Below are 13,387 nucleotides of genomic sequence, written 5' to 3' on the forward strand. Positions count from 1 at the left end.
ATCCAGGTCATGGCGTTGTGAAGATGCACCGCCATTGGGCGCCGCTTCAGGTGATGGCCGCGTGTTGAGCCTGGCGCAGGCGCGGGCATTGCAACTGTCCGCGCAAGGCCTGCTGCAACCGCCGCGGCGACGGCCGCGGCGCGGCGACGTAGTGGCCGCGGTCGAGCGCATGCGCCTGCTGCAGATCGACACCATCCACGTGGTGGCGCGCAGCCCCTACCTGGTGCTGCATTCGCGCCTGGGCGACTACCCGATGAGCTGGCTGGACGAGGCGCTGGCGCAGGGCCGGCTGGCCGAATGCTGGGCGCACGAGGCGTGCTTCGTCAGCGCCACCGATGTCGCCTGGCATCGCGGCGGACACGGTCATCGCACGCATCACTGGGCGCATCGGAATGCGGCGCGGATGCATCGCGAACAGCGTACCGAGATGGATGCGCTGCTGGAGGCGGTTCGTGCATCCGGCCCGGTGCGGGCGGCGGATTTCGCGCGCAGGGACGGCGCCGGCAAGCCGGGTTGGTGGGAGTGGAAACCGGAGAAACGCTGGCTGGAGGCGTGGTTTGCGCTGGGCGAACTGATGGTGGCGCGGCGCGACAACTTCCAGCGGGTGTATGACCTGGCCGAGAACGTGCTGGCCCGGCTCGACCCGCCGTTCGATCCCGCCGCCGCGCCTTCGGCGGCGCAGCTGCGCCAGCGTTTCATCGTCGACAGCGTGCGCGCGCTGGGGGTGACCCAGGCCGGCTGGATCGCCGACTATTTCCGCCTGAAGCCGAAAGTGAGCGATCGCGAACTGGCCCCGCTGCTGGCCAGCGGCGAACTGCTGGCGGTGCCGGTACAGGGCTGGAGCACGCCCGGCTATGTGCACCGCGACCACGCCGAAGCGCTGGACAAGGCGCTGGCCGGCCGCCTGCGCGCCACCCGTACCGCGCTGCTGTCGCCGTTCGATCCGCTGGTATGGGATCGCGCGCGGGCGCTGGCGATGTTCGATTTCGAGTACACCATCGAGTGCTACACGCCGGCACCGAAGCGCCGCTACGGCTACTTCGTGCTGCCGATCCTGCACCGCGGCCGGCTGGTCGGCCGGCTCGATGCGAAAGCCCATCGCGATGCCGGGGTCTTCGAGGTCAAGGCCTTGTTCCTGGAACCCGGGGTGGTGCCGGAACCGGCGCTGGCGCGGGCGGTGGCCGGGGCGATAGCCGATACCGCCCGCTGGCATGGCACCCCGGAGATCCGCTTGGGCAGCACCCAGCCCGCGGCGATGGCGCGGCTGCTGCGCGCGGCTTGGCGGGAAGCCGGCTAGCCGGCTTCCCGCCAGGCCGCCCGACAGGGCTACGGCGTGCTGGCCGGTGCCGGGTTCTCCGTGCATGACTTGCCATGCAGGGCTTGGCGCAACTGGCTGGCCAGCGAGTTGCAGCGTGCCGCCAGTTGCGGCCGGATATCCGGGTTCTTCGAATCGCGCAGCAGGCTGCTGCGCATCGCCTCGTAGCGGGATTGCAACTGGTCCGGCGCGTAGATCGCCGCTGCGCGATGGCAGGCGAGGTAGCTGGAGAGGTAGTCGTCGCAGGCGGCAATGCCGGTGTTGTCGGACAGGTCGGGCTCGGTCGCAGGCTTGCTGCGGGCGGGGGCGGCGTGCTCCCGATGTGAGGTACTGGCGGCCCTGGTGGTGGAGGTGGACGGGGTTGCCGTGGTGGAGGTGGTCGTCGTCCTGGTGGCAGGGTGCTGCGCGCAACCAGCCAACAGCAAGCCTCCGAGCAAGCTGATCAGGGTCAGGTGGGACAGGGCAGGCATCATGGCTCTCCTCGACTTGGCGATCGTACCGGCGAGCCGGGCGGTCAACGGACAGTGGATCCGGGAACGGGTCACCACTAGACCGCGCCGAAGGTCAAGAAAATCTGAATTTGTCGCGGAACCGGCAAAAAACGGTGAATTGGCTCCATTCCGTTCCGCCCCGTTGTGCCGTTATGATCCGCCCACTGTGTTTGCCGGGGTCAGCAGAGTTTGTGGCCCGATGCAGCCGATCCGCGATCTGCCTCATCGTTCACCCCTGGGTTGTTTCCTGCATACCAGTCAAGCCGGCCGGTCGCTCTCCTGGCGGTCGCGTCTATAAACCTGTGGAGTGATTAACATGTCTGATCGTCAGATGGGTACCGTCAAGTGGTTCAACGACGCCAAGGGCTTCGGTTTCATTGCCCGCGACAATGGCCCGGACGTTTTCGTGCATTTCCGCGCCATTACCGGCGGCGGTTTCAAGAGCCTGCAGGAAGGCCAGCAGGTCTCGTTCAAGGTGGTACAGGGTCAGAAGGGCCTGCAGGCCGAAGAAGTGACCCCGGTCTGATTGCCGCGTTTGTAGGGGAAATCGGGCAGAGATGCCCGGTTTTTTCCTGCCCGAATAATGTCCGCGACAGCCTGCTTGACAAATCACTCACGGGCTGAAAATCCGTTATGCTTGGGTCGCTGCGTCTGCTTGGCTACGTGAGTGCCCGGTAAGGATTTCCTGAATCCGACTGTTGCACCGGACCCTGCATGCTCAGTGAACCGTCGGCCCGTTGGGGCCGGTTTGTCTCAGCGTCTGGATAGGATCGGAGTTAGTCATGTCGGATCGTGAAGTAGGTACCGTCAAGTGGTTCAACGACGCCAAGGGTTTCGGTTTCATCAGCCGGGATAATGGCCCTGACGTATTCGTGCATTTCCGCGCCATCACCGGCTCGGGTTTCAAGAGTCTGCAGGAAGGCCAGAAGGTCAGCTTCAAGGTCGTCGATGGCCAGAAGGGCTTGCAGGCCGAAGACGTCACCCCCGTTTGATCGTGGTGGCGGAATCCGTTTGAAGAGGCCGGCGCAAGCCGGCCTCTTTTTTGTCGTGGCGAGGGCAATTCGCTAGCCTGTCGGGATGTCCGATCATTCCATCGAAAGCATTCCTGCAGCGGCCGAGCCGCTGGTCATCCCGGTAACTGCTGCCGGCGACGCCCGTTACGAGTTGTTGGCCGTGCTTCCCGCCGGCGCCTGGCAGCGTTTGCTGTATTGGATTCCGGCGATGGGCATACCGGCCCGGCATTACCTGCCGCTGGCCCAGGCGCTGGCGACAAGGGGCGTCGCGGTGGTGCTGCACGAGTGGCGCGGCATCGGTTCCAGCGATCGACGCGCCGGCAGGGGCTGCGACTGGGGTTATCGCGAATTGCTGCAGGATGACCTGCCCGCCGGCATGGCGGCGGTGCGCCACCGCTGGCCGCAGGCGAGCTGCTGGCTGGGCGGGCACAGCCTCGGCGGCCAGCTCGGGTTGCTTTACGCCAGCCTGCATCCGCACGACTTCACCGGCCTGGTGCTGGTTGCCAGCGGCGCGCCGTATTGGCGCCGGTTCCGGCATGGCTGGCTGATCGGTGCGGCTTATGCGCTGGCCCCGTTGCTGGCCCGGCTGGTGGGTTATCTGCCCGGGCGGCGGATCGGTTTCGGCGGCAACGAGGCGCGCGGAGTGATCGCCGACTGGGCGCGCAGCGGGCGCAGCGGCCGCTATGCGGCGGCCGGTATGACGCAGGACTTCGAGCGCCAGCTGGCCGCCTTGCAGTTGCCGCTGCTGGCGTTGCGCCTGCAGCAGGACTGGCTGGGCCCGCCGGCGTCGCTGGAGTGGCTGCTGGGCAAGCTGGGTCCGGGCGAACGCCGCGTGGACGTGATCACGCGGGAAGACATGGACGGTTTGCCGGCCGACCATTTCGGCTGGATGAAGACACCCGCGCCGATGGCCTCGCGCATCGCCGACTGGATGGCTGCGCCGGACGCAGCGTTCGCCGCACGCGACGGCACGGCGGCTTGATTCCATGGGACCCTGTCTGCATCTCGGCAGCCCCACGACGCTGGATTCCCCATGAACCTGTTCGATCCGTTCCCCCAACGCAGCCTGACCTTGCGCAACCGCCTGGTGGTGTCGCCGATGTGCGAGTACTCGGCCACCGACGGCGTGCCGAACGACTGGCACATGGTGCACCTGGGCAGCCGTGCGGTCGGCGGCGCGGCGCTGGTGATCGCCGAAGCCTCGGCGATCTCCGCGCAGGGGCGCATCTCGCCGCAGGACACCGGCCTGTGGAACCAGGCCCAGTTGCAGGCGTGGCAGCCGATCACCCGTTTCATCAAGGCGCAGGGCGCGATTGCCGGCATGCAGCTGGCGCATGCCGGGCGCAAGGCCAGCACGCTGCGGCCGTGGGACGGGCACGGCCCGGTGCCGGCCGGGCAGGGCGACTGGCCCACCGTGGCACCGTCGGCGCTGCCGTTCGATGCCGGCTGGCCTGCGCCGCAGGCACTGGACGAGGCCGGCATCCAGGCGGTGATCGCGGACTTCCGCGCCGCCGCGCAACGCGCGCTGGCGGCCGGCTTCGAGTTGATCGAAGTGCACGCGGCGCATGGCTACCTGCTGCACCAGTTCCTGTCGCCGCTGAGCAACCGGCGCGATGATCGCTACGGCGGCAGCTTCGAGAACCGCACCCGCATGGTGCGCGAGGTGGTCGCCGCCGTACGCGAAGTGTGGCCGGCCGAACTGCCGCTGTGGCTGCGCCTCTCGGCCACCGACTGGGTGGACGATGGCGGCTGGGATATCGGGCAGAGCGTCGAACTGGCGCGCCAGGTGAAGCCGCTGGGCGTGGACCTGATCGACGTCTCCAGCGGCGGCCTGCTGCCGCACGCGAAGATCCCGCTGGCGCCGGGCTACCAGGTGCCGTTCGCGGCGCAGATCCGCCGCGAGGCCGGCATCGCCACCGGTGCGGTGGGCCTGATCACCGGCGCGGAGCAGGCCGCGCAGATCGTCGCCAACGGCGACGCCGACGTGGTGCTGATCGCCCGCGAGAGCCTGCGCGACCCGTACTTCCCGCGCCGTGCGGCGCAACGGCTGGGTGCGAAGATCGACGCCCCGGCGCAATATCGACGAGCCTGGTAAGGAGAGCGTGATGGAAGCTGCCCCGATGCTGATTGCCGATGCCCGCGTGCACGACCTGGGCGACGGCTTCATGGTGCGTCGCATGCTGCCGGTGCTGCAGGCGCGCCACGTCGGCCCGTTCGTGTTCTTCGACCACATCGGGCCGGCCACGTTCGCCGCCGGCAAGGGCATGGACGTGCGCCCGCATCCGCACATCGGCCTGGCCACGGTGACCTGGCTGTTCGACGGCGTGATCCGTCATCGCGACAGCCTGGGCAGCCTGGCCGACATCCGTCCCGGCGAAGTGAACTGGATGACCGCCGGTCACGGTATCGTCCACTCCGAGCGCACGCCGCCGGAGGCGCGCCAGGGCGGCCAGCTGCTGCACGGCATCCAGGTCTGGGTGGCCTTGCCGCAGGCCGATGCCGAGGTGGACCCGGAGTTCCATCATCACGACCGTGCTGCCCTGCCGAAGATCCGCCGGCCCGGCATGGAGGCCGTGCTGATTGCCGGCACGGCCTACGGCGAGCGCTCGCCGGTGAAGGTGTTCGCGCCGATGTTCTTCCTGGAGGTGCAACTGGCCGCCGGTGCCGAGCTGGCGATGCCGGCCGAACACGCCGAACGCGGCGTGCACGTGGTCGACGGTGCGGTCCGCTGGGGCGAGCTGGAGGTCGGCGCGCAACAGATGGCGGTGCAGGCCGGCCCCGCCGCGCCGCCGCTGCGCGCGCACGAAGCGAGCCGCCTGATGCTGTTCGGCGGCGCGCCGCTGGATGGCGAACGGCACCTGTGGTGGAACTTCGTGGCCAGCACGCGCGAGCGCATCGAGCAGGCCAAGGCCGACTGGCGCGAAGGACGCTTTCCGAAAGTGCTTGGCGACGACAAGGAGTTCATTCCGCTGCCGGAGTAGGCGAGGCGTGCGGCATGCCTGCGTGGCAGAATCGGACCATCTCGCCGCGGAGCAGAAACATGTCCGGCTACAGCAGCTTTGCCGAGTTCTATCCGTTCTACCTCAGCGAGCACAGCAACCGCAGCTGCCGCCGCCTTCATTTCATCGGCAGCACGCTGGTGCTCGCGGTGATTGTGCTGGCCCTGGCGAGCGGCCAGCTGCGCTGGCTGTGGCTGGCGCCGGTGTTCGGCTACGGCTTTGCCTGGATCGGCCACTTCGTGTTCGAGAAGAACCGCCCGGCCACGTTCAAGCACCCGCTGTACAGCCTGGCCGGCGACTGGGTGATGTATGGGCAAATGCTGCGCGGCAAGATCCGCTTCTGATCCTGTCCTCCTCCGCAGGCAAGGGAGGACAAGATGTTTCAGCGATATTGCTGGTGGCAGCTCTTGCAGGTCTCGCCGACCGGCTTGACCGCCGCGGCGAGCGCCTCGCAGGTGGCGGGCGCGGCCTGCACGGCTTGCTGCAGGCGGGTCCGCAACTGGTGGGCGTCGTCGGTGAAGGTTTTTTCATCGATGCCGAATACCGGCATGATGTCGCTGGACGTGGATTCCATGCGGGCCAGGTGATGTTGCACCTTGACCGGATCGCACTGCCTGGCCTTCATCGCGTTCTTCAGTTCGCCCATGTGGTAGCCCATGGTTTCCATCACCGCCTTCGGCATCGGGTTGCGCGCGGCCAGTGCATTCATCACGTTGGCCGTACCGATCACGCCGATCACCAGGCCGAGCAGGATCATCAGAGCTACGCGCATCGCCACGATTCCGGGAATGAAGATGGCCGCAAGGATAACCCGCACAGGCGCGTTGCAGCCACGCGGGCGCGATAAAATGGCCGCTTCGACCCAGCAGGCCAGGCCAGTGATACGGATGCAAACGGCAGCACGAGATGAGTGACGCGGCATTTCCCGCCGAGCGCTTCGCCGGCGTCGAACGCCTGTACGGCAACGGCAGCGTGACCGCGCTGGCGCGCGCGCACGTCTGCGTGATCGGCATCGGCGGCGTCGGTTCGTGGGCGGTCGAGGCGCTGGCGCGCAGCGGCGTGGGCCGGCTCACCCTGATCGACGCGGACGAGGTCTGCGTGTCGAACACCAACCGCCAGCTGCACGCGCTGGACGGCGAGTTCGGCAAGTCGAAAGTGGGCGTGATGGCGGCGCGCGCGCACGCGATCAACCCGACCATCCGGCTGGAGGCGATCGAACGCTTCCTCACCCCGTCCACGCTGGACGAGCTGCTCGACCGCGGCTACGACGTGGTGCTGGATGCCTGCGACGCGTTCCGGGTGAAGCTGGAGACGATCGCCTGGTGCCGCCGGCGCAAGCTGCCGATCGTCAGCGTGGGTTCGGCCGGCGGGCGCACCGATCCCACCCAGATCCGCGTGCGCGACCTGTCGCGCACCGAGCACGACGCGATGTTCAGCCTGATCCGCAAGAAGCTCCGCACGGACTTCAATTTTCCGCGCAACCCGGATCGCTACTTCGGCGTGTCAGCCGTCTATTCGCTGCAGAACGTGCAGTACCCGCAACCCGACGGCACGGTCTGCGGCACCCGCCCGCCCGGCGGCGACGCGCTGAACCTGGCCTGTGGCGGCGGGCTGGGCGCGGCCACCCACGTCACCGGGGCGTTCGCGTTCGCGGCGGTGGGCAAGGTGCTGGAGAAGTTGCTGGACAAGTAGCACTGATCTCTTTCCCCTTTGTGGAGAAAGTGCCTCGAAGGGGCGGATGAGGGGCGGTGCTTACCAGCCCATGTAATGCCCGCCGTTGATCGCCAGGTTCGCGCCGGTGATCCAGCTGGCCTGGTCGCCGGTGAAGAACGCCACGGCATGGGCGATTTCGTCCGGCCGGCCGAGGCGGCCCACCGGGATCTGCGCCACGATCTTCTCGCGCACTTCCTCCGGCACCGCCATCACCATGTCGGTGCCGACGTAGCCGGGCGAGACGGTGTTGACGGTGATGCCGAACTTCGCGTTCTCCTGCGCCAGCGAGATGGTGAAACCGTGCATGCCGGCCTTCGCCGCGGCGTAGTTGGCCTGGCCATACTGGCCCTTCTGGCCGTTGATCGAGCTGATCTGCACGATGCGGCCCCACTTGCGCGCGCGCATGCCCTCGATCACCGGGCGGGTGACGTTGAAGCAGGCGTTCAAGTTGGTGTTCACCACGTCCGTCCACTGCTCGTAGGTCATCTTGTGGAAGGTGGTGTCGCGGGTGATGCCGGCGTTGTTGACCAGGATGTCGACCGGCCCACACTTGGCCTCGATCGCGCGGATCATCGCCTCGCAGGCGACCGGATCGGAGACGTCGCCCTGCACCATGCACACCTCGATGCCGTCCGCTGCCATCGCCTTGCGCCAGGCCTCGGCCTTGCCCGGGTCACGATAGTTGGTGGCCACCCGATGCCCCTGTCCGGCGAGGTAGCGAACGATCGCGCTGCCGATGCCGCCGGTGCCGCCTGTGACCAATGCCGTGCGCTGAGTCATGTCCTTGAATCTCCTGTGCAGGTGTAGCGGGGGGCTGTCTGTCGTACCGGATCATGGCGGCGGCATGTTTCAGCCACGGTCCTGGGGCGCCGATGCGTACTGCATTTATAGCGTTTCAGGCGAAAGAGTGACCGCTGCAATGCGGCAAATTCGCCGGATCGAAGTTCGCCAGCGCCTGCGCCAGCAGGTCGCCGGCATTTGCTGCCGCGGCCGGCGCCGGTACCCGCAGGAACGCCAGCGCCCGCCGCAGCGCCGGCAGCGGGTCGGCCGGGTCGACCGGGAAGGCCTGCTCGGACTTGGACAGCTTGCGCCCCTCGCCATCCAGCACCAGCGGCAGGTGGCGATAGGCCGGCGTGGGCAGGCCCAGGCAGCGCTGCAGCCAGATCTGCCGCGCGGTGGAGTCGAGCAGGTCCTGCCCGCGCACCACCTCGGTGATGCCCTGGTACGCGTCGTCGACCACGCAGGCGAGCTGGTACGAATAGAAACCCTCGACCCGGCGAACCACGAAGTCGCCCACCTCGTCGCGCAGGTTCTGCCGCTGCGGGCCTTGCAGCGCATCGTCGAATGCGATGGTGATGTCCGGCACGCGCAACCGCCAGGCCGGCGGTTGGTCCGCCTGCGGCGACGCGACGCAGTGGCCGTCGCGATGGATGCCGCCGTTGCCGGCCAGCTCGCTGCGGCTGCACCAGCACGGGAACACACGCTGCGCCACGCGCAGCTGTTCGAACGCCGCCTCGTACGCCGCGCTGCGCTGCGACTGGAACAACGCCGGCGCGTCGGCGACCAGGCCGAACGCCGGCAGCGCGGCCAGGATGCTCGCCGCCGAGCCGGGAACCTCGCGCGGCGGGTCGATGTCTTCCATCCGCAGCAGCCACTCGCCGCCGGCATGCCGCGCGCACAGCCAGCTGCCCACCGCGGCGACCAGCGAGCCGAAGTGCAGGTGTCCGGTGGGCGAGGGGGCGAAGCGGCCGCGATAGCTCATCGGCGCATCTTAAGATGCCGTGCCGAACCCTTGAAAGCGCCGGCCGTCGCCCCGAATTTTCAACCCACCCCAGTCCCCTTCATGACTGCCACGATAGAGAGACAGCCATGCGTCGCATCGCATTATTCATCGGTACCAACCTTGCCGTCCTGCTCCTGCTGAGCATCGTCTGTCGCCTGTTCGGCATCGACCAGATGGCCGCCGCCCGCGGCTACGGCGGCATGGGCGGCCTGCTGGCCTACGCCGCCGTGTTCGGCATGGGCGGCGCGTTCATTTCGCTGGCGATGTCCAAGACGATCGCCAAGTGGTCCACCGGCGCGCGGGTGATCGGGCAGCCGCAGAACGAGACCGAGCGCTGGCTGGTCGACACCGTGCGCCGCCACGCGCAGGCCGCCGGCATCGGCATGCCCGAGGTGGCGATCTACGACGCGCCGGAAATGAACGCGTTCGCCACCGGCATGACGAAGAACAGCTCGCTGGTGGCGGTCAGTTCCGGCCTGCTGCAGCAGATGAACCGCGAGCAGGCCGGCGCCGTGCTCGGCCACGAGATCGGCCACGTCGCGAATGGCGACATGGTCACCCTGACCCTGATCCAGGGCGTGCTGAACACGCTGGTGATCCTCGCCGCGCGCATCGTGGGCCGGCTGGTCGACAACTGGATGAGCGGTGGCCGCGACGACAACCGCGGCGGCACCGGCATCGGCTACTTCGTGACGGTGATGGTGCTGCAGCTGGTGTTCGGCCTGTTCGCCTCGATGATCGTGATGGCGTTCTCGCGCTGGCGCGAGTTCCGCGCCGACGCGGCGGGGGCGCAGTTCGCCGGCCGCGGCGCCATGATCTCCGCGCTGCAGCGGCTGCAGGCCAACCACGGCGAGAGCACGCTGCCGCAGACCATCGCCGCCTTTGGCATCTCCGGCCCGCTGGCCGATGGCTTCAGGCGTCTGTTCATGAGCCACCCGCCGCTGGAGGAGCGCATCGCCGCGCTGCAGAACTTCACGGCGCAGCGCTGATTCTTTTCCGTGCCGCCGCAGCAGGTGCGGCGGCCGTCTTTTCATGTCCAACGCAATAACGGAACATCCACGCATGAACGCACCCGCCGAAACCCGCAAGTTCGAAGCCGAAGTCGCCCAGGTGCTGCACCTGGTCACCCATTCGCTGTACTCGCACAAGGAAATTTTCCTGCGCGAGCTGATTTCCAACGCCTCCGACGCCTGCGACAAGCTGCGCTTCGAGTCGATCGCCAGGCCGGAACTTTCCGCCGGCGACAGCGAGCTGCACATCGACGTCAGCTGGGACCCTGACGCGCGCACCGTCACGGTGCGCGACAACGGCATCGGCATGAACCGCGACGAGGTGGTGGCCAACATCGGCACCATCGCCAGCTCCGGCACGCGCCGTTTCCTGGAGGCGATGTCGGGCGAACAGAAGGCCGACGCGCGCCTGATCGGCCAGTTCGGCGTGGGCTTCTACTCCGCCTTCGTGGTCGCCGACAGGGTCACCGTGCTGAGCCGCCGCGCCGACGCGCCGGCGGGCGAGGGCGTGAAGTGGGAGAGCGACGGCAAGGGCGAGTACTCGCTGGAGCCGATCGAGCTGGCCGAGCGCGGCACCGCCGTGATCCTGCACCTGAAGGCCGACGAGGACGAGTTCCTCAGCCGCTGGCAGCTGCGCGCGCTGATCACCCGCTACTCCGACCACGTGGCGTTCCCGATCCGCATGCCGGTCGAGAAGGACGGCAAGCCCACCGACGAGTTCGAGACCATCAACGCCGCCTCGGCGCTGTGGACCAAGCCGAAGTCGGAGATCAGCGACGCGGACTACCAGAGCTTCTACAAGTCGCTCGGCCACGATTTCAACGACGCGCTGGCGTGGACGCACAACCGCGTCGAAGGCAGCCAGAGCTTCACCACCTTGTTGTACGTCCCCTCGCAGCCGCCGTTCGACCTGATGATGGGCGGCCGCGACGAGCGCAAGGGACTGAAGCTGTACATCAAGCGCGTCTTCATCATGGACGCCGCCGAGGAGCTGCTGCCGAACTACCTGCGCTTCGTGCGCGGCGTGGTCGACGCCGACGACCTGCCGCTCAACGTCAGCCGCGAGATCCTGCAGCACAACCGCCAGCTCGAGCGCATCAAGGCCGCCTGCGTGAAGCGCGTGCTCGACCTGATCGAGAAGCTGGCCAAGGACGAGCCGGAGAAGTTCGCCACCTTCTGCAAGGCGTTCGGCAACACGCTCAAGGAAGGCATCAGCGAAGACGCCAACAACCGCGAGCGCATCGCCAAGCTGCTGCGCTTCGCCTCGACCAAGGGCGAGGGCGCCAACCAGACCACCTCGCTGGACGACTACATCGGCCGCATGGCCGTGGGCCAGGACGCGATCTGGTACATCACCGCCGACAGCTACGCCGCCGCCTTCGGCAGCCCGCAACTGGAAGCGTTCAAGGCCAGGGACATCGAAGTGCTGCTGATGTCCGACCGCATCGACGAGTGGATGATCGGCAGCTTGAGCGAATACGAAGGCAAGAAGCTCAAGAGCGTCGCCAAGGGCGAGGTGCCGCTGGACGAGGCCGACAAGAAGAAGCAGGAAGAGGCAGCGAAAGAAGCCGAGCCGCTGCTGAAGAAGCTCAAGGACCTGCTGGGCGACCGCGTGGGCGACGTGAAAGTCTCTGCCCGCCTCACCGACTCGCCCTCATGCCTGGCCCTCAGCGACTACGAAATGGCCCCGCACCTGGCCCGCCTGCTGCGCGAAGCCGGCCACGACATGCCCGAGAACAAGCCCACGCTGGAGATCAACCCGCAGCACGCGCTGTTGAAACGCGTCGAGGCGGAAGCGGATGAGGCGAAGGCGAAGGACCTGGCCACCCTGCTGCTGGAGCAGGCGGAGATTGCGGCCGGAGCGCAGCTGCCGGACCCGTCGGCGTTCGTGCAGAGGATGAATCGGGTGTTGCTGGGGTGAGGCGCGGGGCGCCTTGCTGACATGAAAAGCCCGCCTATTCGGCGGGTTTTTTCTTGCTCCCTCTTCCTCCACAAATTCTCTATATGCTCCGATGAATATCGCTGAAAAAGAACAGGCTGGAGTGGCCGAAGTGTACTTTTCGAGCTGCTAAGGGCAAGTCGCCCTTCGGGCGAAAAGCTTCCGGTGATGCGCGAGGAAGGATGCTTGCTCGGGGCGAAACTTCCCCACTCTCTTGTTCGGGTCAATTGACCATCGATCAAGCACGTCTCGCGACAGCGACGGATGCACCCGCATCCGCCCGTCATCTTCAAAGGTGATGAACTGCTCGTCGAACAACGCGTCGACGTGCGGCGAGAGCAGCAGGCCGTTGTAGCCACTGAGACGCTCGGCGTTGGAGGCTTCGCGCCAGGGTTTGATGTGGCTGGCGATCAGCAGTCGGGTGTCGGTGACGCCGGTGACGCGACACGCAGGATCTATCAGGATCACTTGCTTGCGGAAGAAGCCTTGGCCTACGCGAGCCTTGGTGAGCTGTACACGCTGGGTTTCCGGAATGGACGTGTCGGTCTCGATGCGGTGGATATCGTCCAGCACCTGGGCGTTGGGCTCGTGGTCAATCAGATAGCGAGGCGGTTGATCAAGCTCGTGCACTTGATGCATATCCAGCATCGCCATCAGCACATGGCCGAGGGCATCCGAGATTCCTGCGAGATAGCAGCCCTGATTGCCGTTGCCGTTTTTCTGCAAAGGTGAGTGGCGATCGGGGAGCATCGGGCCGATGGAGGCGATGTGCTCCTTTGGTAGCAACGAGTGGCGCGCCTCTTTGAAATCCACTTCGACCAGCCAACCCTCATGTGCCCAGTAGTCGCCCACGTTGCCGAATTCGATCGGCTTCGGACTGGGTGAGGCGGCTTCGGTGACACGGCCTACGGCGCCAATGCGACCGTGGGCATACGAGAACACGATATCTCCCGGACGAACAAGCTTCATGTTCTCGTAGGTCTGGTTGAAGGCGCCGTTCGTGTTTCGGTAGGGTGACCACAGGTAGCCGCCACGAATTTCGTGGTCGCGCGTCTGTTTGTGGTTGACCCACCAGTAAGCCATTCTGTCCCCCTTGCACCAGGTTAGCGGAAAAGGAGCGGCAG

15 protein-coding genes are annotated in these 13,387 nt (G+C 66.9%); 10 read left to right on the forward strand and 5 right to left on the reverse strand.

The features are described from left to right. The first annotated feature begins 61 nt into the window (after positions 1 to 61). Positions 62 to 1,297, forward strand: a complete 1,236-nt coding sequence (locus tag KK131_RS11480; RefSeq protein ID WP_214556872.1) for a crosslink repair DNA glycosylase YcaQ family protein — start codon at positions 62 to 64, stop codon at positions 1,295 to 1,297. A 29-nt stretch (positions 1,298 to 1,326) separates the two neighbouring features. Here KK131_RS11480 and KK131_RS11485 read toward each other — a convergent pair whose 3' ends face one another. Then, entirely contained in the window at positions 1,327 to 1,785 is a 459-nt protein-coding gene (locus tag KK131_RS11485) for a hypothetical protein (protein WP_214556873.1), read from the reverse strand. 337 nt (positions 1,786 to 2,122) lie between these two features. Here KK131_RS11485 and KK131_RS11490 point away from each other — a divergent pair, with 337 nt between their 5' ends. From KK131_RS11490 to KK131_RS11515, 6 genes are all read left to right on the forward strand, one after another. Then, positions 2,123 to 2,332: a cold-shock protein gene (locus tag KK131_RS11490; protein ID WP_214556874.1), complete on the forward strand. Its 210-nt coding sequence runs from the start codon at positions 2,123 to 2,125 to the stop codon at positions 2,330 to 2,332. A 256-nt stretch (positions 2,333 to 2,588) separates the two neighbouring features. Further along, positions 2,589 to 2,798: a cold-shock protein gene (locus tag KK131_RS11495; protein ID WP_072761891.1), complete on the forward strand. Its 210-nt coding sequence runs from the start codon at positions 2,589 to 2,591 to the stop codon at positions 2,796 to 2,798. A gap of 85 nt (positions 2,799 to 2,883) precedes the next feature. Next, positions 2,884 to 3,801, forward strand: coding sequence for an alpha/beta fold hydrolase (locus KK131_RS11500; RefSeq protein WP_214556875.1), 918 nt, complete (start codon positions 2,884 to 2,886; stop codon positions 3,799 to 3,801). Positions 3,802 to 3,852: 51 nt separating this feature from the next. Further along, positions 3,853 to 4,914, forward strand: a complete 1,062-nt coding sequence (locus KK131_RS11505; protein ID WP_214556876.1) for an NADH:flavin oxidoreductase/NADH oxidase — start codon at positions 3,853 to 3,855, stop codon at positions 4,912 to 4,914. Between the two features lie 10 nt (positions 4,915 to 4,924). Further along, on the forward strand, positions 4,925 to 5,800 hold the full coding sequence (locus KK131_RS11510; protein ID WP_214556877.1) for a pirin family protein: 876 nt from the start codon (positions 4,925 to 4,927) through the stop codon (positions 5,798 to 5,800). Between the two features lie 59 nt (positions 5,801 to 5,859). Further along, positions 5,860 to 6,162 carry a DUF962 domain-containing protein gene (locus KK131_RS11515; RefSeq protein ID WP_214556878.1) on the forward strand — a complete coding sequence of 101 codons (303 nt, stop codon included), beginning with the start codon at positions 5,860 to 5,862 and terminating at the stop codon, positions 6,160 to 6,162. A 38-nt stretch (positions 6,163 to 6,200) separates the two neighbouring features. Here KK131_RS11515 and KK131_RS11520 read toward each other — a convergent pair whose 3' ends face one another. Then, positions 6,201 to 6,590: a cytochrome c gene (locus KK131_RS11520; protein ID WP_214556879.1), complete on the reverse strand. Its 390-nt coding sequence runs from the start codon at positions 6,588 to 6,590 to the stop codon at positions 6,201 to 6,203. A gap of 134 nt (positions 6,591 to 6,724) precedes the next feature. Between KK131_RS11520 and KK131_RS11525 the strand changes: the two genes are divergently transcribed. Then, positions 6,725 to 7,510, forward strand: a complete 786-nt coding sequence (locus KK131_RS11525) for a tRNA threonylcarbamoyladenosine dehydratase (protein ID WP_214556880.1) — start codon at positions 6,725 to 6,727, stop codon at positions 7,508 to 7,510. Positions 7,511 to 7,570: 60 nt separating this feature from the next. Here KK131_RS11525 and phbB read toward each other — a convergent pair whose 3' ends face one another. After that, the gene (gene phbB / locus KK131_RS11530) at positions 7,571 to 8,311 is read right to left on the reverse strand and encodes an acetoacetyl-CoA reductase (RefSeq protein ID WP_214556881.1); all 741 of its coding nucleotides are present in this window, start codon (positions 8,309 to 8,311) and stop codon (positions 7,571 to 7,573) included. Between the two features lie 115 nt (positions 8,312 to 8,426). After that, on the reverse strand, positions 8,427 to 9,293 hold the full coding sequence (gluQRS, locus tag KK131_RS11535; RefSeq protein ID WP_214556882.1) for a tRNA glutamyl-Q(34) synthetase GluQRS: 867 nt from the start codon (positions 9,291 to 9,293) through the stop codon (positions 8,427 to 8,429). A 107-nt stretch (positions 9,294 to 9,400) separates the two neighbouring features. On the opposite strand from gluQRS, the gene htpX reads away from it, so the two are divergent. Further along, entirely contained in the window at positions 9,401 to 10,303 is a 903-nt protein-coding gene (gene htpX, locus KK131_RS11540; protein ID WP_214556883.1) for a protease HtpX, read from the forward strand. 73 nt (positions 10,304 to 10,376) lie between these two features. Then, positions 10,377 to 12,245, forward strand: a complete 1,869-nt coding sequence (gene htpG / locus KK131_RS11545; protein ID WP_214556884.1) for a molecular chaperone HtpG — start codon at positions 10,377 to 10,379, stop codon at positions 12,243 to 12,245. Positions 12,246 to 12,392: 147 nt separating this feature from the next. Here htpG and KK131_RS11550 read toward each other — a convergent pair whose 3' ends face one another. Then, a complete protein-coding gene (locus KK131_RS11550; protein ID WP_214556885.1) occupies positions 12,393 to 13,346 on the reverse strand; it encodes an HNH endonuclease signature motif containing protein in 954 nt (317 codons plus the stop codon). Positions 13,347 to 13,387: the final 41 nt, after the last annotated feature.

It is taken from the genome of Rhodanobacter sp. LX-99, assembly GCF_018599185.1.
Lineage (GTDB): Bacteria > Pseudomonadota > Gammaproteobacteria > Xanthomonadales > Rhodanobacteraceae > Rhodanobacter.